This window comes from Prochlorococcus marinus XMU1411 (genome assembly GCF_017696075.1).
GTDB lineage: Bacteria > Cyanobacteriota > Cyanobacteriia > PCC-6307 > Cyanobiaceae > Prochlorococcus_A > Prochlorococcus_A marinus_V.
The window spans coordinates 115,451-136,386 of sequence record NZ_JAAORI010000006.1 but is presented as its reverse complement, the minus strand read 5'-3'; the positions used below and the strand labels follow the sequence as shown (position 1 = coordinate 136,386).

Here is a 20,936-nt window from a genome sequence, read left to right as displayed (position 1 = left end):
TTAATCTATTTTTTTTAGAGTATCTGCATAATAATTTTGCAGTTGAAGCGTTGCTTGATTCCAATCCCATTTTTCTGCTTCGTTTCGTGCCTCTTTCCTCATAATTTCTCTTTTATCTTCATTATCTAGAATTTTTTTTGTCGCTGCAATCAAACTCTGTTCCCCATTATCTTTTTCATCAGGATCATATAAACAACCATTAATCCCATCGCTAATAATATCTGGAATCCCCCCCTTGTTGGCTCCGATAACTGGACATCCTGCTGCCATTGCTTCTAGTAAAACTAACCCAAGTGTTTCTGTACTAGATGGAAATAAGAATATATCCCCAGAGGCATAGGCGCTAGCAAGTTCATCGCCAGATAAATATCCTATGAAATTAGTCTTTGTATTTTCGAAGATTTTTTCAAGCTGGTTTCTATACGGTCCGTCACCCACAAGTGCTAGGCAAGCATTAGGGATACTTTTTAAGACTGGTTTAATCCTTTCAATTTGTTTTTCTGCTGATAATCTTCCTACATAAATTAATAAATAATTAGCGTCTTGATATTTTCCAAATAGTTTTTCTCTCATTTTCTCACTTCTCAATTCTGGTCTGAAACTGTAAGTATCTACTCCTCTTTGCCATAGAGCAGTCCTTTGAATACCTTTCTCTTTTAACTCATTGACCATAGCCGTGGACGTACATAAATTTAACAAGGCTTGATTATGAGCTGCTTTAAGTAATTCCCACAAAAGTGGCTCTAACATGCCCATACCGTAATGTTCTAGATATTTTGGAAGATGAGTATGGTAGCTGGCAATTAGAGGAATATTATTAGTTTTCGCCAGCCATATACCACCTAAGCCAAGTACAGCTGGATTAACAACATGTATCAAATCTGGGTTAAATTTTTCTAACTTATCTGATACTGCAGGACCTGGTAAACCAAGCTTCAACTCTGGGTATAAAGGTAATGGCATTGCGGCAACTCCAACAACAGTTGCTCCCATATATGATTCTGGACAGCCTTCTGGACAAAAAATTATAACTTCGTCACCATTCTTTATTAAAAATTCAATCGTTTTAGTCAGCCTTGTGACTATGCCGTCAACTTTAGGTAAAAAAGTTTCAGTAAACAATGCAATTTTCACTTTCTTAAGATAATTATTTCAGAAATTTTAATTAGTCTTTATGGCCTCAGCTTGTTTTTTAGTCCAAGAAGAAACACAAGGTATGCGCTTAAGATCACATCTATTGGAGTATTTTTTAGCAACTTCAACAACTTCTTCTAATAAGCCATTATCAAGAGTCGTTGGGTTTAAACCTAATTCTATAAAGCATTTATTATCAACAATTAGATCATTTTCTACTGCTTCATTTCTTGGATTTGGTAAATAATTGATATCGGCTCCTGTTAGAGAAGCAACTTTCTTAGCCAGTTCTCCAACTTGATGACTTTCAGTCATTTGATTAAAGATTTTGACTCTCTCACCAGGTTTTGGAGGATTTTCAAGAGCAAGTTGTACACACTTTACAGAGTCTTTTATATGTATAAATGCTCTAGTTTGCCCTCCTGTCCCATGAACACTTAATGGATATCCAATGGCAGCTTGCATTAGAAATCTATTTAGAACAGTTCCATAATCTCCATCATAGTCAAATCTATTTGTCAATCTAGGGTCTTTTAAAGTCGCTTCTGTATTTGTTCCCCAAACAATGCCTTGATGTAGATCAGTGATTCTCACAAGATCATTTTTGTTGTAGTAGAGAAATAATAATTGATCTAAAGTTTTTGTCATATGGTAAACGCTACCTGGGCTTGCAGGGTGTAATATTTCTTCTTCAAAACGACTTCCATCTGGTTGTGGAACTTCAACTTTTAGATATCCTTCTGGAATTGTTGCACCTCTATGGGATCCATAACCGTAAACTCCCATTGTTCCCAAATGAACTACATGAATATCTAAATTACTTTCTACGATTGCAGCAAGAAGGTTATGTGTACCATTAACGTTATTATCTACTGTATATCGTTTGGTAAAACTTGATTTCATAGAGTAAGGAGCTGCTCTTTGTTCAGCAAAATGGATAACTGAATCAGGTTTTTCTTCAATAAGTAAATTTAATAATTTTTGGTATTGTTTAGAGATATCCATGTTAAGAAATTTCATAGGCTTACCACCAATCTCTTCCCATGCAGATAGTCTTTCAGTTATTGAAGAAATAGGAGTTAAAGATTCTACTTCAAGATCAATATCTATTTTTCTACGACTTAAATTGTCGACAATAATTACATCATGATTTTGCTCTGCTAAATTCACCGCACAAGGCCAACCGCAAAAACCATCTCCACCTAGAACAATAACTTTCACTCAGAACTCCAGAATTAATAGATTCATAATATATTTATTAAATTACTACAGTGTGCTTCCAATTTGCGAAAAAACATCGTAAATAGTTTCAAATCTTCTTTCTTAATACGATAAATAAAACTAAATCCTGAATTTTTACTTTCTTTTTTAAAATTTGCTCAACTAGGAGCATTAGATAGATATGTTTTTTTCCGGTGAACTTGCTACTGCAATATCCTGTTTTTTAATTCTTCCTGCAAGAAAAGCTTGCCTACCAGCTTTCACACCATAATTTATAGCTTTAGCCATTAGAGGAGGATTCTCAGATTGTGCTATTGCACTATTTATTAATACACCATCAGCGCCAAGTTCCATCGCTTGAGAAGCTTCACTAGGTACCCCAATTCCTGCGTCAATTATTACTGGCACTTTTGCATTCTCAATAATTATCGCTATGTTTGATAAATTTAATAAACCTTGGCCGGAGCCAATAGGCGAGCCTAAAGGCATTACAGTTGCACATCCTATTTCTTCTAATCTTTTTGCAAGAATAGGATCAGCATTAATATATGGAAGTACAGCGAAACCTTTTTTTGTAAGGACTTCAGCAGCTTTTAGGGTTTCTATTGGATCTGGTAGTAAATACTTTTTGTCAGGAATTACTTCTAACTTCACAAAATTGTTTTCTTCTTGACCAGACAATTTTGCAAGCTCTCTTCCTAAAATTGCTATTCTGACTGCCTCATCGGCATTAACACAACCAGCTGTATTAGGAAGCATCCAGTATTTTTTCCAGTTAATTTTTTCTAGCAAATTTTCTCCAGTCTCATTATTTTTAATTCTTCGAACAGCGACGGTTATGATTTCTGTTTCTGAATTAGACAAACTCTCGACCATATCTTGCGAAGATTTGTATTTACCAGTACCGACCATTAATCTACTGGAAAATTGTTTTCCTCCAATTAGTAAAGATGAATCATCTTTCATATTTAAAATCCCTTATCTTTAATACCTTTATAAGGTTTGTAATTATTTCTTTTTTCTAACTCCTTACTTTTTTTAATTGCTGTTTTATTTTTTGGATCTATAACCAAAACCTTTTGATAAGTAGCATATGCCAAATCGTATTCAAGTAAACGCTGTTGTGCCGATGCGAGGTTATTAAGAGCTATAGGATATTCTGGGAGTGATTTTATTGCAAAATTATAATATTTAATTGCTTTTTTAAATTCATTTTGAGCAGCATAAGAAAAACCCAAAGCATTATTTATTATCGCTTTGGCTTCATCAGGTTCATTTTCATAATTTTCAATTGCTTTTAATAAAGTTTTAGTTGCTTCAGTGTATAATCTTTTTTTTATCTGAATAGACCCAAATTCATATAGTTCTGTAGCTTGAGTAAGAGAATCTAAACCTTTTTGCTCGAATTTTACTAAATTTAATTCTTCACTTCTTGTTTTTAGAAATTGTCTGAAAACAAAAATAGAAATTATTATTAATACAACAAAAAGAATTATTAAATAGGATTGAAAGGAAGATATTTCCATTATTGATAATTACTTTTAAAATTATATTATTTTTTTCTAATTACTAATGGAAGAAATAATTTGTTCAAAACACTTAGGGTCGTTTAAAGCTAATTGTGCAAGCATTTTCCTGTTAATGATAATTTCTGATTTTTTCATGCCATTTATCAACTTGCTATAGTTGGTGCCATTTAACCTAGCCGATGCATTAATTCTAGAAATCCAAAGTCTTCTAAAATCTCTTTTTCTTCTTCTTCTATCTCTGTAAGCATTACAAAGAGCCTTCATCACTCTTTGATTTGCGGTTCTGAAAAGATTTTTGTTACCTCCTCTGAAACCTTTTGCAAGATTTAAGATTTTGTTTCTTCTTTTTCTGGCTATGTTGCCTCTTTTTACGCGTGCCATGAATATTTATTGAAAATGGGTTAAAAATTTATGCGTATGGAATCATCAATCTTACATTATCAGCATCTCTTTCATCAACTACGGCTTTTGTTGATAGATGTCTTTTTAATTTGGAGCTTTTATGATCAAGTAAATGATTATGGAAAGCTCTTCTTCTCATAAATTTACCCGTCGCAGTAGCTTTAAATCTTTTGGCAGCTGATTTACGAGTTTTTAGTTTAGACATTTAAGTCAAATGTGTTTAATTAGGATAATCTAAACCTTTATATGCATTGGTGCAAATTAAAGTTTTTAATTGAAAAGGAAATTTCTAACTTATGAAAGCTAAATTTGCCTTTTTAAACTTATTTTTAGGTTTTATTTTTCTTTTAACTATTAATACTAAATATAATTCTTCTTTAGTAGCAGAAGAATTGCTAAAGGATGAACTCAATAATGAAATTAAAAAAGGAAAATTTTTAATTGGTTTAAAGCAATATCTAGGTGGGGAGAATGACAGTTTTTCAAAAAAAAAGAATATCAACTTTATCACTGATAAAGGTTTTTTAAACCTGATATCGTCCAACGGTATTAAACATAAATCAAAACAGATTAATATCAGCTGGGTGGATATACCCATCAAAAATCCAAAAACAATCGAAAGAATTGTTTTTGGTCCTTTTGCTAGCTATGAATCAGCAAAAAAACAAGCAGAGAAACTTAAAGATAAAGGATTTGAGACGACTGTTGCTTACCCTAAAAATTGGGAAGTATGGATTCCATTTGAAGCTGATCTTCCAGAGTTTGAATTGAAAAATAAGATTTTCAGAAAAATAAAAAATTTTCAAATTACTCCTGTTCTTAGAAGTGAATATAGTGTTATAAAACTAGAGGGACCTATATATATTTATGCTCAAGAGGAAATAGAAATAAATGGTGTCAATTTTGGTAAAAATTTTTATTTATTAAAAGATTTATATGGAACTTGGACATTAGTTCAAAAAATTGAATTTGACGACTATTTGGCAGGTGTTTTGCCATACGAAATTGGACCTAATTCTCCTTTAGAGGCACTCAAGGCACAAGCAGTCATAGCAAGAACTTGGGGAATTTTTAATTCTGATAGATTTAATATGGATAAATATCATTTATGTATAACCACTCAATGTCAAGTTTATAAGCCTCCTAAGATTACAAACAAAAAAGTACAACAAGCTATAGAAGCAACTTCACATTTAATCCTAACTTATGGAAATAAACCAATAAATGCTTTTTACCATGGTTCTAATGGAGGTATATCAGCTACTGCAGGAGAATCTTGGCAAATTCAAGATTATTCTTATTTCAATTCAATCATTGATGGTTCTAAAACATTAAATAAAAATTTTAAACTTCCAATTACAAATGAATCTGATTTAAATAATTTTTTAGATTTTGATAAAGAACAGTTTTATGGGAGTAATCATTCTCTGTTTCGATGGAATAAGAAAATTTCTAGTCTTGAAATTAAAGAAAAGTTAATTAAAAACAAACTTATAAATATTAATGAAGATGTTTTGAATTTAAATTCTATTGAACGTGGGTCTAGTGGCAGAGTGACAAAATTAGAAATACAAACGGACAAAAGTAATAAATCTATTGTTCTTGTTAAAGATGATATTCGACGGGTATTAAATTTTATACCTAGTAATTTGTTTACTATTAATAAATTAAATGATGATTTATGGCTTTTGAGAGGAGGAGGCTTCGGTCATGGTGTAGGTTTATCTCAGTCAGGAGCAATTGAAATGGCTAAATTAGGTTTCTCTTATGAACAAATATTGAATCATTACTATCGAGATGCAAAACTAAAAAAAATTGAGATATTGTCTCAATGAAAGTTAAGTAATTAAAAATTTACTTTTATGAGTAAGGGTTTTTATAAAAATCGAAGATTAAAGTCGTTTATATTTCTTGGTGCTTGTTTTTTAGTAGCTTTTATTCCTCATGCTTACAATATCGCAAGTTTCTTTTACCTTATATTGACGCTTTCCTTTGTGATTGTTCTCTATGGATTAATAGTTATTTCTAGAAATTTTAAAAGGAACTACCTTTTAAATACTGTAAGCAGAAGACTTAGCAATAAAGAGTTACCTGTGCTTGATATTTTAGTCGCAGCAAGAGATGAGGAGAATGTTATAGCAAGACTAGTTGAAAGATTATTTAGTTTAGATTATCCAACAAATAAATTAAATATTTACATAATCGATGATGGCAGTTCTGATAAGACGCCTTTAATTTTAGATCGATTATCTAGACAATATGACCAGTTAAAAGTCGTAACTCGTTCTCCAAATGCAGGAGGAGGAAAGTCAGGAGCTTTGAATTATGCCTTGAAATTTACTTATGGGGAATGGTTATTAGTTTTGGATGCTGATGCTGAATTAAAACAAGATTCTTTGATAAGGTTATTTAGTTTTGTAAAAGAGGGTGATTGGTCTGCAGTTCAACTAAGAAAATCAGTAACTAATGAAAGTAAGAATTTTTTAACTTCTTGTCAGTCAATGGAGATGGCTATGGATGCAATCTTTCAATATGGAAGATTATCAGTTGCTGGAGTTTCTGAATTAAGGGGAAATGGCCAATTAATTAAGAAAGAAACATTATTGGCATGTGGTTCTTTTAATGAAGATACAGTTACAGATGATCTTGATTTGAGTTTAAGATTATTATTATCAAAATCTAGAATTGGAATCTTATGGGATCCTCCAGTCATGGAGGAGGCAGTTGAGAATTTAAATGCTTTATTAGCGCAAAGACAAAGATGGGCAGAGGGGGGTTTGCAAAGATTCTTTGATTATGGAGATCAATTATTCACTAATAAAATTGATTATTTGCAGAAATTTGATTTAACTTACTTTTTTATCTTGCAATATGCACTACCAATCATTTCTATTTTTGATTTAGTTTTCAGTATTGCTTTATTAGATTCACCAATTTACTGGCCTATTTCATTAACAGCTTTTACGTTATCTGGAATTGCTTTTTGGTACGGTTCTTCTTGTAAAAGCGAAGTCCCTGTATTGAAAAAAAGAAATTTTTTGATGGTATTTGTATCAGTTTTTTATTTATCACATTGGTTTTTAGTCATCCCTTGGGTAACAATAAAGATGTCTATTTTTCCCAAAAAGATACTCTGGAGAAAAACTCTTCATACTGGAGTTTAATTTATTCATCAAGGTCTATAATTTCTCCATTAAAGAAATTTGCTAAGTTTTTTGAACTATCATCATAAGTTTCCTCGTTAGATATTTTTGTTGAAGAATTAGTTTTTGTTTCTATTTTGTTTCTTGTTTTCAAATTCTTTACTTCATTTTTGATTATTTCTGGAGTCTTTGTTTGGTTACTTTTATTTAATTGTTTGGTTGAAAAATTAAGTATTATTCCATTTCCAAATATCTTTTTTACAGTATTTTCAATTATCACTTTTCTGCTTTTTATCATATTTTCCCAGTTCGGAGATAATGCAATTGTGATTTTTTCCGAATCAATACTTTCAAGTTCGGCTTGTTGCGAAAGTAACATTCTGGTTGATGGTAACTCTACTTTAGAAAGAATTAATTCCCATTTATCTTTTAAATTATTTGATTCAGGATAATTTTGATTATTTTCAGAAATATCTTCAATACTTTCTTTTTCAAGAACTTCAAATTTTTCTAATTTTCCGTCTTTTTTTTCGATCAATTCCTCTCGAGTTATCTCTTTTTTGATACTTGGTTTTTGAATTGCATTAGAAATATTTTCTTTATTAAAACTTGCAATGTTTTTTCTACTTTCATGCTTTACCTCATGCATATTATTTTTACTTTCTTGCTTATTTTCAAAACTATTTATCTCTTGGTTACCTAGAAGGCCAGTTAAATGTATTTCAAACCAAAGCCTTGGGTTATCACTTGTTTTGATTTGATATTCAATATTTCTCAGATTATTATGCCAATTAATTATTGTAGATTTATTTATTGTTTTTGAGAGTTTATTCAATTCATCTCGAAATTCATCAGATGTATAGTAAAGATCTGAATATTTATTATTTGTAGTGTGTAATAGTAGATCTCTTGTTATATTAAATAGTCCGATAATTATTTGAAGAGGTTCGTTTCCGGCATCATATAATTTGTTGCATGTGATAATTAATGACTCTGGATTATTCTCAGCCAATGATTTGATCAGATTTGTTAATTCACTTTCTGATACTTCTCCTAGGAGGTTCTGGATATTATTAATTGTTATCCCTTCTGGTAAAAGATTCAATTGTTCAAGGAGGCTTTGTGCATCTCTCATACCTCCATTAGATCTTTTTGCAATCATTTTTAACGCCTGAACTTCGTATTCAATAGATTCTTTTTCCGCGATTTCTGATAAATGTTGAAAAATATCACTAGGGCTTATTCTTCTAAAATCAAACTTTTGGCATCTACTTTTTATTGTATTTAATACTCTCTCAGGATTTGTGGTCGCAAGGATAAATACAACTCTTGAGGGCGGTTCTTCAATAGTTTTTAGTAAAGCATTTGAAGCTGCCGTTGAAAGCATATGACATTCATCAATAACGTATACTTTCCATCTCGCTTGAGTAGGTGCAAATCTCGCTCTTTCTATAATTTCTCTTATATTTTCTACTCCTGTATTTGATGCTGCATCAATCTCGATAATATCTAAAGCGGCCCCATCTGTAATTTGTCTACATAAGTCACATTTACAACAAGGAGTTGTCGTAGGTTGCTCGAATGACTGGCAATTTAGAGATTTTGCAAATATTCTTGCACTTGATGTTTTTCCAGTGCCTCTTGGGCCATTAAAAAGATATGCAGGAGCAATTTTTTTTGTTAATAGTGCTTGTTTGAGTGTAATGGATATAAATTTTTGCCCAACCAGTTCGTCTAAGTTGTTTGGTCTATATTTTTGATGAAAAGGCTTATGTATATTTGGCATTTATTCTTCATAAATTAGAATAGTTAAGGATTTAGTTACAACTATTAAACTCTAATGTTTAGGCAGACTCTTTAATGATTCTTTTTGATCCTGAAGGTAGTTTAACAATTTTAGATGAGAATAATTTATCCACCATATTTTTGGTAATTGTGAATTCTTTTACATTTTGTTCTGAAGGGAGTGTATACATTATGTCAAGCATTAGTTCCTCAATTATTGATCTTAATGCCCTTGCACCTGTTTTTCTTTTAAATGCTTCATCAGCTATTGCCTCAACAGAATCTGGCTCAAATTTTAATTCAACATTATCCATACTTAATAAAGTTTTGAATTGCTTTACTAGGGCATCTCTTGGTTGAGTCAGAATAGATTCTAAAGTTTCTTTTGTCAGACGATCTAATACAGCGCAAACTGGGATTCTTCCAATAAATTCTGGAATCAGTCCATATTTAACTAAATCATCTAGCTCTAAATTTTTTAGAGCATCTCTTGAATCTTCTATTTTTTTGGTATTAACTTTGTTTTGATCTGAATTAGTGGTAAATCCTATGGAGTGTTTGCCCATACGCTTTTGAACGATATCCTCTAAACCTATAAAGGCTCCTCCGCAGATAAATAAAATTTGACTCGTGTCAATTTGTATACAGTCATGATAAGGATGTTTTCTGCCGCCCTGAGGTGGAACATTAGCTATTGTTCCTTCAAGCATTTTTAATAATGCTTGCTGTACTCCTTCACCAGAGACATCTCTAGTAATTGAAGGATTCTCGCTTTTTCTTGCAATTTTATCTATTTCATCTATGTAAATAATTCCTTTTTGAGCTAGTTCTACATTCATTTCAGATTTTTGTAAAAGTCTTAAAAGTATGTTTTCAACATCTTCCCCAACATATCCAGCTTCTGTCAAAGTCGTTGCATCTGCTACTGCAAAAGGAACATCAAGAAACTCAGCTAAAGTTTGAGCTAATAGTGTTTTTCCACTTCCAGTAGGGCCGATGAGTAAAATATTTGATTTTTGTAATTTCGTTGCTTGTGAATCTGTTGAATTACTATTTTTACTTTCCTCTTTAACTTTCCAAGCTAATCTTTTGTAGTGGTTGTATACGGCTACTGATAATATTTTTTTTGCAGATTCTTGTCCAACAACTTGATTATCTAAAAAACTTTTTATTTCTAATGGCTTAGGGATTGAGGTTAATTCTAAAGGAATAGATTTTTTTGGATTTTCAGTTGGTAATTTCTTTTTTACGTACGGAGAGTTGTTTGTGTTCGTTTGATTATCAAGTAGTTCTTCATCAAGAATTTCATTACAAAGGTCTATGCACTCATCACAGATATAGACACCAGGACCAGCTATAAGCTTTCTGACTTGGTCTTGTGATTTCCCGCAAAATGAACATTTAAGATGGGCGTCGAATTTAGCCATCGATTATCAAGTTTTAATGTGAAAGGTGTTGAATATTCCCTATTCACTAGCATTGCTCATAAATATCGATTCGTCATCATATTCTTAAAAATTCAATGCCCCTTGTCACTTTTTGATAACTTTATCGATTAATCCATATTCGACTGCTTCTGAAGGAGATAAGAAGTAATCTCTTTCTGTATCTTCATTAATTTTTTCTAAAGGTTGTCCAGTATGTTCTGCTAAAAGCGAGTTTAATGTTTTTTTTAGAAAAAGTATTTCTTTAGCTTGAATTTCAATTTCTACTGCTTGACCCTGAGCACCTCCAAGAGGCTGATGAATCATTATTCTAGAATTAGGCAAAGCTAATCTTTTTCCCTGTGCTCCTCCAGAAAGTAGAAATGCCCCCATACTTGCAGCTACCCCAAAGCATATTGTTACTACATCAGGGGATATTTGTTGCATTGTATCGTATATAGCCATTCCTGCAGTTACTGAGCCTCCTGGAGAATTGATATATATTTGTATGTCTTTTTCAGGATCTTCAGCTTCAAGAAATAATAATTGTGCAACGAGAGAGTCAGATACTTGATCATTAATTCCAGTACCTAAAAAAATTATTCTCTCCCTTAATAGTCTTGAATAAATATCAAAAGCTCTTTCTCCTCTGCCAGATTGTTCTATAACGGTAGGCACAGCGGCACCAGTTTTATTAATACTTTCGTAAGAACTTATTGAGCTTTGGATTAAATGTTTTTTTTCTGAGTTCACAAAATAATTTTCGTCTTATAGATAATTTAAGGGGTTTTTGTTTAATTAGTAGGAAATTTCATAAATTATTTTTTTTCTTTTTTATTTTGAGTTTTTGTCGCTTTTGATGCTTTTGTAGCTTTTGTCGCAGTTTTTGTGGTTTTGATAGCTTTAGAAGTTTTTGTACTTTTCTCTTTTACTGTGGAATTTTCTTCAAGCCAAATTATTAATTTTTCTTTGAGTAAATCGTTACTTATTACTTCTATCAATTTTTTAATATCTATTTGTTTTGAAGATTTAGAGATTTCATCTTCATAATCTTTCATTTTTAAATCAATTTCATCTTTCTCAACTTTTATGTTTTCTTTTTCTGCTAATGCTTTAAGAGCTAAATTTCTTTGCACATTTTTTTCAGCCTGAGGCCTTGTGGACTCAGCTAATGACTTCACTAATTCCGGAGTAAAAGTAGATTTAACATCAAGACCTTGTTGAGCAAATCTTTGAGCAGTTTGTTCAATATTGTTTCTCACTTCTATATCAATCATAGATTTTGGAATTTCAGTAACCAATTCGTTTGTTAAGGCATCTAATAAAGCTTCAATTTTGATATCTTTTTGAGTTTTTTCAAAATTGTCTTTAAGTTGCTTTTCAATATCTTTCTTTAGCTCTTTTAATGATTCTTTGTTACCAGACTGTTTTGCAAAATCGTCATTAAGTTCAGGTAATTCTTTTTCTTTAAGATCCTTAAGATTGACTTCAAAGATCGCCTCTTTGCCTCTTGAATCCTCATGAGAATAATCTTCAGGAAATTTAAGGTTAAGTGTTTTACTATCACCAATTTTCATCTTTACGATTCCCTCAACGAAACCGGGAATCATTTTGTTCTTTTCTAACTCAAGATCCATTGATTCACTTGTCCCACCATCAATCTCTTTGCCAGAATCTTTATATTTTCCTTTGAAACTAACTACAGCAATATCTCCTAATTTTGCTGCTCTATTAGTTACTGGAATAATATTTGCAAACTGATTTCTAGATTTCTCTAGCGCTTCATCTACTGACTTAGGATCAAACTTTGTTTTTGAGATTTCAACACTAAGTCCTTTGGATTTTTTTAGTTTTAATTCGGGGGCAACATCAGTTTGAAGAGTAACCTTTAGTGTTTTTTCAGGACTAAACTTTGCGAGTAAAGTTTCAAATCCATCTACCAATTCTGGCTCACTTAGTGGTTCTATAGATTTAATTTTTAATGCTTCTTGCCATGATTTATCAATAATTTTCTCTAGAGCAGAAGCATGTAATTGTGTGATGCCAATTCTTTGGATTAAGACTTGTTTAGGAATTTTGCCAAGTCTAAATCCAGGAATTTTAGCCGAACGACTGATATTACTGATTGTCTCATTTACGCACGTTTTGCATGTCTCAGATGGTATTTCTAATTCAAATGAAATTCTACTTTGAGGTAGAGGAGTTGTTTTGACTATTAATGCTTCTTTAGCCATTTTTTGTGATTATTACTAAAAGCCGAATCTTAATTATTTCACATTATGTGATTTCCTTGAAAGTTATTTTTTTGATAAAGTAAAAAAAAATAGTCAATCTATTTATAAAAATCATTTGAAAGTGTGAGACAATCTCCGTTTTTGCCTGATAGGCCATTAAAAGTTGCTGTTTTAGGATCTTCAGGTGCTGTGGGATCTGAAATACTTAAAATTCTCGAAGAACGGGATTTCCCAATATCAGAATTGGTATTGCTTTCATCAGAGCGTTCAGAAGGAAAAAAAATTATTTGGAAAGATGAAGAATTAGTTACAAAAAAGACAACTAAGGAAGAATTTTTGAATCTTGATTTAGTTTTAGCTTCAGCTGGTGGAAGTATTTCAAAAAAATGGTTTTCTACCATTATGGAACAAAACGCTTTATTGATAGATAATTCAAGTGCATTTAGGTTAGATCAGAATGTACCTCTTATAGTTCCTGAAGTTAATGCTAGTGATGTACTTAAACATGATGGGGTAATAGCTAATCCAAACTGCACTACCATTTTGTTGACATTAGTTTTAGCTCCGTTAAATAAACTTTCGGCTATTAAAAGAGTTGTTGTCTCAACATATCAATCTGTAAGTGGTGCAGGGCAATTGGCGATGGAGGAACTAAAACTTTTAACTGAACACTATCTTCAGGGTAATCCTCAAAAAAGTAAAGTTTTGCCATACTCACTAGCTTTTAATTTGTTTTTACATAATTCACCCATGCTTGCAAATAATTATTGCGAAGAAGAGATGAAAATGGTTAATGAGACCAGGAAAATATTAAATATTGCTGATTTAAAGCTCTCTGCTACATGTGTTCGAGTCCCAGTACTTAGAGCACATTCTGAATCGCTCAATATTGAATTTGCTAGAGTAGTTGAGCCTAAAGATGCTCTTGAAGAATTAAATAAATCTCCTGGAATTGAAATTATTGAGGATTACAAAAATAATAGATTTCCCATGCCAAATGACGTTATGGGAAGGGATAATGTTGCTGTTGGCAGGCTAAGAACTGATATAAGTCAGCCTAATGGATTAGAATTATGGCTATGTGGAGATCAAATAAGAAAAGGAGCAGCTCTTAATGCTGTTCAAATAGCTGAGTTATTAATTCCAAAAAAATGATTGCAGAGAAAACTGAGTGTAATAATCCACTATTTGGAAGAATATTGACTGCAATGGTTACTCCATTTACTAAAAATGGAGATGTAGATTATGAACTAGCTATAAAACTTTCAAATTATCTTTTTGAGAACGGTTCCGATGGAATTGTGTTGTGCGGTACTACTGGAGAATCTCCTACTCTTTCATGGGCGGAACAGCATGATTTATTTATTGCGGTAAAAGGATCTTTGGATGCAAGCTGTAAAGTAATAGTTGGCACTGGTAGTAATTGTACAAGTGAGGCTGTGGAGGCTACAAAAAAAGCCTACGACTCTGGTGCCGATGGTGCTTTGGTCGTTGTTCCTTATTACAATAAGCCGCCTCAAGAAGGCCTTTATAAACATTTTAGTTCTATTGCTAAATCTGCGAAGGATTTGCCTCTTATGCTCTACAACATTCCTGGAAGGACAGGATGCAATTTATTACCTGATACTGTGAAGAAACTTATGGATTTTTCAAATATTCTCAGTATTAAAGCTGCAAGCGGTAGAATAGAAGAAGTAACAGAACTAAGAGCTATTTGTGGCTCCAAACTCTCTGTATATAGTGGCGACGATTCATTGTTGCTTCCAATGTTATCTGTAGGTGCTGTAGGAGTAGTAAGTGTTGCAAGTCATTTAGTTGGATTGCAATTGAAAGAGATGATTCATTCCTTTCAAAGTGGAGAGATTTCTAATGCTCTTGCTATTCATGAAAAACTTCAGCCTCTTTTTAAAGCACTCTTTATGACAACTAATCCAATCCCAATTAAGGCTGCTTTGGAACTATCGGGATGGGATGTAGGTAAACCTAGAAGTCCTTTGTCACCATTAACCAATGACATGAAAAAGCAACTATCTTTTATCCTGAAATCCCTACAATAGGGATTATATTTAACTTGATAATTAAATTTAAATAAACCTTATTTGATTACAAGCAGGCCTTCATAAATTTCAAAATTATGCAATCAAGTACAAATTCAAATGTAAATAGATCTACTCATGATTCATCTAGATCTAAAAGTAATACGCCAGCTCTGCGAGTAATACCTCTTGGAGGACTTCATGAAATAGGAAAAAACACTTGTGTTTTTGAATATGGTGATGAATTGATGCTTGTTGATGCTGGCCTAGCTTTCCCATCTGATGGTATGCATGGCGTTAACGTTGTTATGCCAGATACAACTTTTTTAAAAGAAAATCAAAGAAGAATAAAAGGAATGATTGTCACTCATGGTCATGAAGATCATATTGGGGGTATTTCTCATCATCTAAAGCATTTTAATATTCCGATTATTTATGGCCCAAGATTAGCAATGTCAATGCTTAGAGGGAAAATGGATGAAGCAGGGGTATCTGATAGAACAACTATACAGACAGTAAATCCAAGAGATGTTGTAAAAGTGGGACAACATTTTTCTGTTGAATTTATTCGAAATACCCATTCTATTTGTGATAGTTTTTCTTTAGCAGTTACAACACCTGTTGGCACAATTATTTTCACGGGAGATTTTAAGTTTGATCATATGCCAGTAGATGGAGAGCAATTTGATATTGAAAGGATGGTGCATTACGGAGAGAAGGGCGTTTTATGCATGTTCAGTGATTCGACTAATGCTGAAGTTCCAGGTTTTTGTCCTTCTGAGAAGACTATCTATCCCTCTTTAGAAAAACATATTGCGGAGGCAAAAGAACGAGTTATCCTTACCACTTTTGCTAGTTCTGTTCATAGAGTGACAATGATCCTAGAGTTGGCCATGAAACATGGAAGAAAGGTCGGTTTGTTAGGTAGATCGATGATAAATGTTATTGCTAAGGCGAGAGATATTGGTTACATGAAATGCCCAGATGATTTGTTTGTTCCTATCAAGCAAATTAGAGATTTGCCAGATAGAGAGACCTTATTATTAATGACTGGAAGTCAAGGTGAACCCCTAGCAGCGTTAAGCAGAATATCTCGTGGTGAACATCAGCATGTTCGTCTTAAGACTACTGATACTGTAATATTTTCAGCCAGTCCAATTCCTGGTAATACTATTTCTGTTGTTAATACAATAGATAGATTAATGAAACTCGGAGCAAAGGTTGTTTATGGAAAGGGTGAGAATATTCATGTTTCTGGTCATGGTTTTCAAGAAGATCAAAAGTTAATGTTGGCACTTGCAAAACCTAAATTTTTTGTCCCTGTTCATGGAGAACATAGAATGCTTGTTTGTCATGGGAAGAGTGCACAAACTATGGGGGTTCCAAAGGACAATATTTTAATTATTGAAAATGGAGATGTAGTTGAGTTAACACCTAATTCTATTCAAAAAGGTGATCCTGTAAAAGCTGGTGTTGAACTCCTTGATAACTCACGAAATGGGATAGTAGATGCTCGAGTATTAAAGGAAAGACAACAATTAGCCGGGGATGGTGTAGTAACTGTTTTAGCTCCTATTAGTACAGATGGGAAGATGGTTGCTCCTCCCAGAGTTAATTTAAGAGGAGTTGTTACTACTGCAGAGCCAAGAAAAATGTCTATGTGGACAGAACGAGAAATAAGCTGGGTTTTAGAAAATAGATGGAAACAATTATCCAGACAAACTGGGCCTAATAATTTTGAAGTAGATTGGATTGGTGTACAAAGAGAAATTGAAAATGGTTTATCGAGAAGAATGAGAAGAGAATTACAAGTTGAGCCACTTATTTTGTGTTTAGTTCAACCTGCTCCAAGTGGAACTCGTGCTTATATTCCAAAGATTACCGAAGAGCAAAATTTTTCTAATAGAAATAAAAATAATAATAATTTCCATAAGAAATCACAAAATAATCATCCAAATAGATCAAATAACCCACAAAATAACCAAAAAACTCCAAAAGTTTCACAGAATCCATCAGCTGAGACTCCTACAGAAGATTCATTTGAAGGTAGAACAAGAAGAAGAAGATCTGCTGTCACATCTTAACTTTTTCAAAATTTATATAGTTTTTATTCCAAACAATTTTTAAAAACTCTTGCAAGTTAATTTCACCTTTATTTTTTTCATAAATTGAAGCTGCTAATTTTGCTAGATTTTTAGAACTATATTGCTTTGCAGATATTTCTTTTAAAAATTTATTTAAGATTGTGCACCTCGCTTCAATACACATATTATTTAAGAGATTTCTATTGATACCTTTTACATCTTTACAATAAAGGTATGCTAGTTCACTAAGATCATTACGTTCATTATTGTAGTTGCTCATTTTTTGGGAAAAATTATTTATCCTTTCAGAACAACCTGGATAAATAACCTCTAAAGCAGGAATAATTTTTTTTCTAACTAAATTTCTTTTTAATTTAAGATCTGTATTTGTAGGATCTTCCCAGAATGGGATTTTCATATCATTACAAATTTGTTTTGTATCTTCTCTACTGAAAATTAATATTGGTCTTATTAAAAAAATTTGCTTTTCAAGTACTCTTTTGCTCTCAATATTACTCAGACCTGCAAAATTACTCCCTCGAGATAAATTAAGGATAAATGTTTCTGCATTATCACTACTCGTGTGACCAGTTAACAAATAAATATTATGTTTTTGCTGGTTCTTATTTAATAAAGTTTTGGCCCGTTCACATAAATTTTTATATCTCCATTCTCGTGCTTTTTCTTCTGAAGAAATATTTTCTTTATTTGCTTGATCAAAATAGAATGAAATATTTTTATCTTCGCAATAACTTTTTAATTCACGAGCATAGACTGAGGATTTTTCGTGCCACTGATGATCACCATGCCAAACACTAATAGACCAATTATGAATTTTTTTTAGGTCATTAATTAGGGTCAATAAGACCATCGAGTCTTGTCCCCCTGAAACACTTATTAAAATATTCGATCCTTTGGGAATTAATATGTTTTTGCTAAGAATCTCTTTATGAAGCTTATGATGCCACGATGACCAATTTTTCTGAGTTAATTTTTTATCAGACATTTTGTGTTGCTCAGATAATATTTTTTAAAAAATGCACCGTTTTACTAAAACAATGTCACAATCGGGTAATAAATTCATCAAGTAAATGAGTCTGATTAATCTTTTGCCACAAAAAATCAAAGAAGAGTTAAGAAGCAAATCCTTACTCAAAGTTATTTCAGGATTAAATAATTTCGATGCTCAATCGGTGAAAAGAATTGTTGAGGCTGCTTCATTGGGAGGTGCAGATCTTGTCGATATTGCTTGTAAACCTGAACTTGTTGATTTAGCACTTAAGAATTCAACACTACCCGTTTGTGTTAGTTCAGTTGTGCCTCGATCTTTTCAAGATTCTGTAAAAGCAGGAGCATCATTAATTGAGATTGGAAATTACGATACTTTTTATGAAAAAGGGATTAATTTTTCAGATAAAAAAGTTTTAAACATTACAAAAGAGACGAGAGATTTATTGCCTAATGTTCCTTTATCAGTAACTGTTCCTCATACTATGCCTATTGATAAACAAGTTGATCTTGCTGTGAAGCTAGTAGAAGAAGGTGTTGATATTATTCAAACAGAAGGTGGCACCAGTTCTACTCCTTACTCTCCAGGAATTCAAGGCTTTTTTGAAAAATCAGTACCAACTCTTGCAGCTACCTATGCTATTCATCAAGAATTTAAGAAACAATTCCTGAATATACCAATCATGAGTGCCTCTGGATTAAGCCAAGTGACTTGTCCATTAGCAATATCCTCTGGAGCCTCAGCTGTTGGCGTTGGATCTGTAGTTAATAAATTAGATGATTTAATATCAATGATTGCTGTTATAAGAGGCCTAAAAGAATCTTTGAAGAATTCAATAATCGGAGAAAAAATTTCCTAGTATAGCAATATCCTTTAGCTATTAGCTTGATGAACAACTATAAGCTTCAAGCTCCTTACGAACCAAATGGAGATCAACCTGAGGCTATTAAAAAATTAGTTAAAGGCGTTAATAATGGTAAAGAGTTTCAGACTCTTTTAGGAGCTACTGGAACTGGTAAAACATTTACCATTGCGAATGTAATTCAACAAACAGGAAGACCAGCACTTGTATTAGCCCATAACAAAACGTTAGCAGCACAACTATGTAATGAATTAAGGGAATTTTTCCCAAAAAATGCTGTAGAGTATTTCATTTCTTACTACGATTATTATCAACCTGAAGCCTATGTCCCTGTAAGTGATACTTACATAGCAAAAACTGCTTCAATTAATGAAGAGATAGATATGCTCAGGCATTCTGCAACACGCTCCTTGTTTGAGAGAAAAGATGTAATTGTAGTAGCATCTATAAGTTGCATTTATGGTCTGGGTATACCAAGTGAATATTTAAAAGCTGCAGTTAAATTTCAAGTTGGAAAATCTATCAATCTACGTTCTTCTTTAAGATCTCTTGTTGAAAATCAATATACTAGAAATGATATTGAAATTACTAGAGGTAGATTCAGAATTAAAGGCGATGTTTTAGAAATTGGTCCAGCCTATGAAGATAGATTAATAAGAATCGAATTATTTGGTGATGAAGTCGAGGCTATTCGATATGTTGACCCTACTACTGGAGAAATACTTGAAAGTTTAGAACAAGTAAGTGTTTACCCTGCGAAGCATTTTGTTACTCCAAAAGAAAGACTTGAGAGTGCAATCAGTGCAATTAAAAGTGAATTAAAAACTCAACTCGATAAATTTACATACGAAGGAAAATTATTAGAGGCTCAACGTTTAGAACAACGCACAAAATATGATTTAGAAATGCTTAAAGAGGTTGGCTATTGTAATGGGGTTGAGAATTATGCTCGTCATTTATCAGGTAGGGAGGAAGGTTCACCTCCAGAATGCTTAATAGATTACTTTCCTGATGATTGGTTGTTAGTAGTCGATGAGAGTCATGTAACATGTCCTCAACTTCATGCGATGTACAACGGTGATCAATCTAGAAAAAAAGTTTTAATAGATCATGGTTTTAGACTGCCAAGTGCTGCAGATAATAGACCTTTAAAATGTGAAGAGTTTTGGGAAAAATCAAAACAGACATTATTTATAAGTGCAACTCCCGGTCAATGGGAATTAGATCAATGTGATGGTGAATTTATTGAGCAAGTTATAAGACCAACTGGGGTATTAGACCCTGTAATTGATGTAAGACCTAGTGAGGGCCAAATAGAAGATCTTTTATCTGAAATAAGAATTAGAGCTGAAAAAAATCAAAGAGTGCTAGTGACAACGCTTACTAAGAGAATGGCTGAAGATCTAACTGATTTTTTATCTGAAAATAAAGTAAGAGTTAGATATTTGCATTCCGAAATTCATTCAATTGAAAGAATTGAAATTATTCAAGACCTTAGAATGGGCGAATATGATGTTTTGGTAGGAGTTAATTTATTAAGAGAGGGACTTGATCTTCCTGAAGTATCCTTAGTTGCCATTTTAGATGCTGATAAAGAAGGTTTTCTGAGAGCAGAAAGGTCATTAATTCAAACAATAGGAAGAGCTGCAAGACATGTTGAAGGTGTTGCCTTGCTATATGCAGATAACTTCACAGATTCAATGAAAAAAGCAATATCTGAAACTGAAAGAAGAAGAACTATTCAAGAAAAATATAACCAAGTCAATGGTATTACTCCAAAACCTGCAGGCAAAAAAATCGAAAATTCAATATTATCTTTTCTAGAACTTTCCAGAAAATTAGATGCTGGTGGTTTATCTAAAGATTTAATAAATATTGTCAATAACAAAACTGACTCAATTCTAAATTCCAGTGATAACCAATGTTTGCTAGAAGAATTGCCTGACTTAATAGAAAAGTTAGAAATTAAAATGAAAGATGCTGCAAAAGATTTAAATTTTGAAGAAGCAGCAAATTTGCGGGATAGAATCAAAAAATTAAGACAAAAATTGGCAAGAAATAATTAAAAAGAAC

Annotated in this window: 18 protein-coding genes; 7 read left to right on the top strand and 11 right to left on the bottom strand. The window is 32.4% G+C overall.

All coding sequences use genetic code 11. The annotated features are described in order from the left end of the window. The 6 genes from HA145_RS09280 to rpmI all read right to left on the bottom strand — a co-directional run bounded on the left by HA145_RS09280 (position 1) and on the right by rpmI (position 4,491). Positions 1-1,134, bottom strand: coding sequence for a glycosyltransferase family 4 protein (locus tag HA145_RS09280; protein ID WP_209128853.1), 1,134 nt, complete (start codon positions 1,132-1,134; stop codon positions 1-3). A gap of 27 nt (positions 1,135-1,161) precedes the next feature. After that, positions 1,162-2,355 (bottom strand): NAD-dependent epimerase/dehydratase family protein, encoded by a 1,194-nt coding sequence (locus HA145_RS09275; RefSeq protein ID WP_209128852.1) that lies wholly within the window; start codon positions 2,353-2,355, stop codon positions 1,162-1,164. Between the two features lie 171 nt (positions 2,356-2,526). Then, the gene (locus HA145_RS09270; RefSeq protein WP_209128851.1) at positions 2,527-3,321 is read right to left on the bottom strand and encodes a thiazole synthase; all 795 of its coding nucleotides are present in this window, start codon (positions 3,319-3,321) and stop codon (positions 2,527-2,529) included. 2 nt (positions 3,322-3,323) lie between these two features. Beyond that, complete coding sequence (locus HA145_RS09265) at positions 3,324-3,881, bottom strand: hypothetical protein (protein ID WP_209128850.1); 558 nt, start codon at positions 3,879-3,881, stop codon at positions 3,324-3,326. Between the two features lie 36 nt (positions 3,882-3,917). Beyond that, positions 3,918-4,265, bottom strand: coding sequence for a 50S ribosomal protein L20 (rplT, locus tag HA145_RS09260; protein WP_209128849.1), 348 nt, complete (start codon positions 4,263-4,265; stop codon positions 3,918-3,920). A 28-nt stretch (positions 4,266-4,293) separates the two neighbouring features. Further along, entirely contained in the window at positions 4,294-4,491 is a 198-nt protein-coding gene (gene rpmI / locus HA145_RS09255; RefSeq protein WP_011819271.1) for a 50S ribosomal protein L35, read from the bottom strand. Positions 4,492-4,582: 91 nt separating this feature from the next. Between rpmI and HA145_RS09250 the strand changes: the two genes are divergently transcribed. Both HA145_RS09250 and HA145_RS09245 read left to right on the top strand, forming a co-directional pair. Then, on the top strand, positions 4,583-6,121 hold the full coding sequence (locus HA145_RS09250; RefSeq protein WP_209128848.1) for a SpoIID/LytB domain-containing protein: 1,539 nt from the start codon (positions 4,583-4,585) through the stop codon (positions 6,119-6,121). 27 nt (positions 6,122-6,148) lie between these two features. Then, positions 6,149-7,450: a glycosyltransferase family 2 protein gene (locus HA145_RS09245; protein ID WP_209128847.1), complete on the top strand. Its 1,302-nt coding sequence runs from the start codon at positions 6,149-6,151 to the stop codon at positions 7,448-7,450. A 1-nt stretch (position 7,451) separates the two neighbouring features. Here HA145_RS09245 and HA145_RS09240 read toward each other — a convergent pair whose 3' ends face one another. The 4 genes from HA145_RS09240 to tig form a co-directional block, all read right to left on the bottom strand. After that, on the bottom strand, positions 7,452-9,215 hold the full coding sequence (locus HA145_RS09240; RefSeq protein ID WP_209128846.1) for a DNA polymerase III subunit gamma/tau: 1,764 nt from the start codon (positions 9,213-9,215) through the stop codon (positions 7,452-7,454). 58 nt (positions 9,216-9,273) lie between these two features. Further along, positions 9,274-10,641: an ATP-dependent protease ATP-binding subunit ClpX gene (gene clpX, locus HA145_RS09235; protein WP_209128845.1), complete on the bottom strand. Its 1,368-nt coding sequence runs from the start codon at positions 10,639-10,641 to the stop codon at positions 9,274-9,276. Positions 10,642-10,746: 105 nt separating this feature from the next. Next, positions 10,747-11,367, bottom strand: coding sequence for an ATP-dependent Clp endopeptidase proteolytic subunit ClpP (gene clpP / locus HA145_RS09230; RefSeq protein ID WP_308789017.1), 621 nt, complete (start codon positions 11,365-11,367; stop codon positions 10,747-10,749). A gap of 89 nt (positions 11,368-11,456) precedes the next feature. Next, positions 11,457-12,872: a trigger factor gene (gene tig / locus HA145_RS09225; protein ID WP_209128844.1), complete on the bottom strand. Its 1,416-nt coding sequence runs from the start codon at positions 12,870-12,872 to the stop codon at positions 11,457-11,459. A 123-nt stretch (positions 12,873-12,995) separates the two neighbouring features. Between tig and HA145_RS09220 the strand changes: the two genes are divergently transcribed. The 3 genes from HA145_RS09220 (at position 12,996) to HA145_RS09210 (ending at position 16,992) form a co-directional block, all read left to right on the top strand. Next, positions 12,996-14,027: an aspartate-semialdehyde dehydrogenase gene (locus tag HA145_RS09220; protein ID WP_209128843.1), complete on the top strand. Its 1,032-nt coding sequence runs from the start codon at positions 12,996-12,998 to the stop codon at positions 14,025-14,027. Beyond that, positions 14,024-14,929, top strand: coding sequence for a 4-hydroxy-tetrahydrodipicolinate synthase (dapA, locus tag HA145_RS09215; RefSeq protein ID WP_209128842.1), 906 nt, complete (start codon positions 14,024-14,026; stop codon positions 14,927-14,929). The genes HA145_RS09220 and dapA overlap by 4 nt, the downstream gene beginning before the upstream one ends. A gap of 77 nt (positions 14,930-15,006) precedes the next feature. Then, complete coding sequence (locus HA145_RS09210; RefSeq protein WP_209128841.1) at positions 15,007-16,992, top strand: ribonuclease J; 1,986 nt, start codon at positions 15,007-15,009, stop codon at positions 16,990-16,992. Here the strand turns inward: HA145_RS09210 and tilS are convergent. Then, positions 16,982-17,998: a tRNA lysidine(34) synthetase TilS gene (gene tilS / locus HA145_RS09205; RefSeq protein WP_209128840.1), complete on the bottom strand. Its 1,017-nt coding sequence runs from the start codon at positions 17,996-17,998 to the stop codon at positions 16,982-16,984. The genes HA145_RS09210 and tilS overlap by 11 nt on opposite strands. 85 nt (positions 17,999-18,083) lie before the next feature. On the opposite strand from tilS, the gene HA145_RS09200 reads away from it, so the two are divergent. Together HA145_RS09200 and uvrB are read left to right on the top strand one after the other, a co-directional pair. After that, positions 18,084-18,860, top strand: coding sequence for a DUF561 domain-containing protein (locus tag HA145_RS09200; protein WP_209128839.1), 777 nt, complete (start codon positions 18,084-18,086; stop codon positions 18,858-18,860). A gap of 29 nt (positions 18,861-18,889) precedes the next feature. Continuing rightward, on the top strand, positions 18,890-20,929 hold the full coding sequence (gene uvrB / locus HA145_RS09195) for an excinuclease ABC subunit UvrB (RefSeq protein ID WP_209128838.1): 2,040 nt from the start codon (positions 18,890-18,892) through the stop codon (positions 20,927-20,929). The last annotated feature ends 7 nt before the right edge of the window (positions 20,930-20,936 follow it).

Bases quoted from the DNA above. Each gene is read 5' to 3' on its own strand.
- clpX (WP_209128845.1), bottom strand. From the start codon at position 10,641: ATGGCTAAATTCGACGCCCATCTTAAATGTTCATTTTGCGGGAAATCA.
- HA145_RS09210 (WP_209128841.1), top strand. From the start codon at position 15,007: ATGCAATCAAGTACAAATTCAAATGTAAATAGATCTACTCATGATTCA.
- dapA (WP_209128842.1), top strand. From the start codon at position 14,024: ATGATTGCAGAGAAAACTGAGTGTAATAATCCACTATTTGGAAGAATA.
- tilS (WP_209128840.1), bottom strand. From the start codon at position 17,998: ATGTCTGATAAAAAATTAACTCAGAAAAATTGGTCATCGTGGCATCAT.
- HA145_RS09250 (WP_209128848.1), top strand. From the start codon at position 4,583: ATGAAAGCTAAATTTGCCTTTTTAAACTTATTTTTAGGTTTTATTTTT.
- rpmI (WP_011819271.1), bottom strand. From the start codon at position 4,491: ATGTCTAAACTAAAAACTCGTAAATCAGCTGCCAAAAGATTTAAAGCT.
- HA145_RS09200 (WP_209128839.1), top strand. From the start codon at position 18,084: ATGAGTCTGATTAATCTTTTGCCACAAAAAATCAAAGAAGAGTTAAGA.
- HA145_RS09270 (WP_209128851.1), bottom strand. From the start codon at position 3,321: ATGAAAGATGATTCATCTTTACTAATTGGAGGAAAACAATTTTCCAGT.
- HA145_RS09240 (WP_209128846.1), bottom strand. From the start codon at position 9,215: ATGCCAAATATACATAAGCCTTTTCATCAAAAATATAGACCAAACAAC.
- HA145_RS09265 (WP_209128850.1), bottom strand. From the start codon at position 3,881: ATGGAAATATCTTCCTTTCAATCCTATTTAATAATTCTTTTTGTTGTA.
- rplT (WP_209128849.1), bottom strand. From the start codon at position 4,265: ATGGCACGCGTAAAAAGAGGCAACATAGCCAGAAAAAGAAGAAACAAA.
- tig (WP_209128844.1), bottom strand. From the start codon at position 12,872: ATGGCTAAAGAAGCATTAATAGTCAAAACAACTCCTCTACCTCAAAGT.
- HA145_RS09245 (WP_209128847.1), top strand. From the start codon at position 6,149: ATGAGTAAGGGTTTTTATAAAAATCGAAGATTAAAGTCGTTTATATTT.
- uvrB (WP_209128838.1), top strand. From the start codon at position 18,890: ATGAACAACTATAAGCTTCAAGCTCCTTACGAACCAAATGGAGATCAA.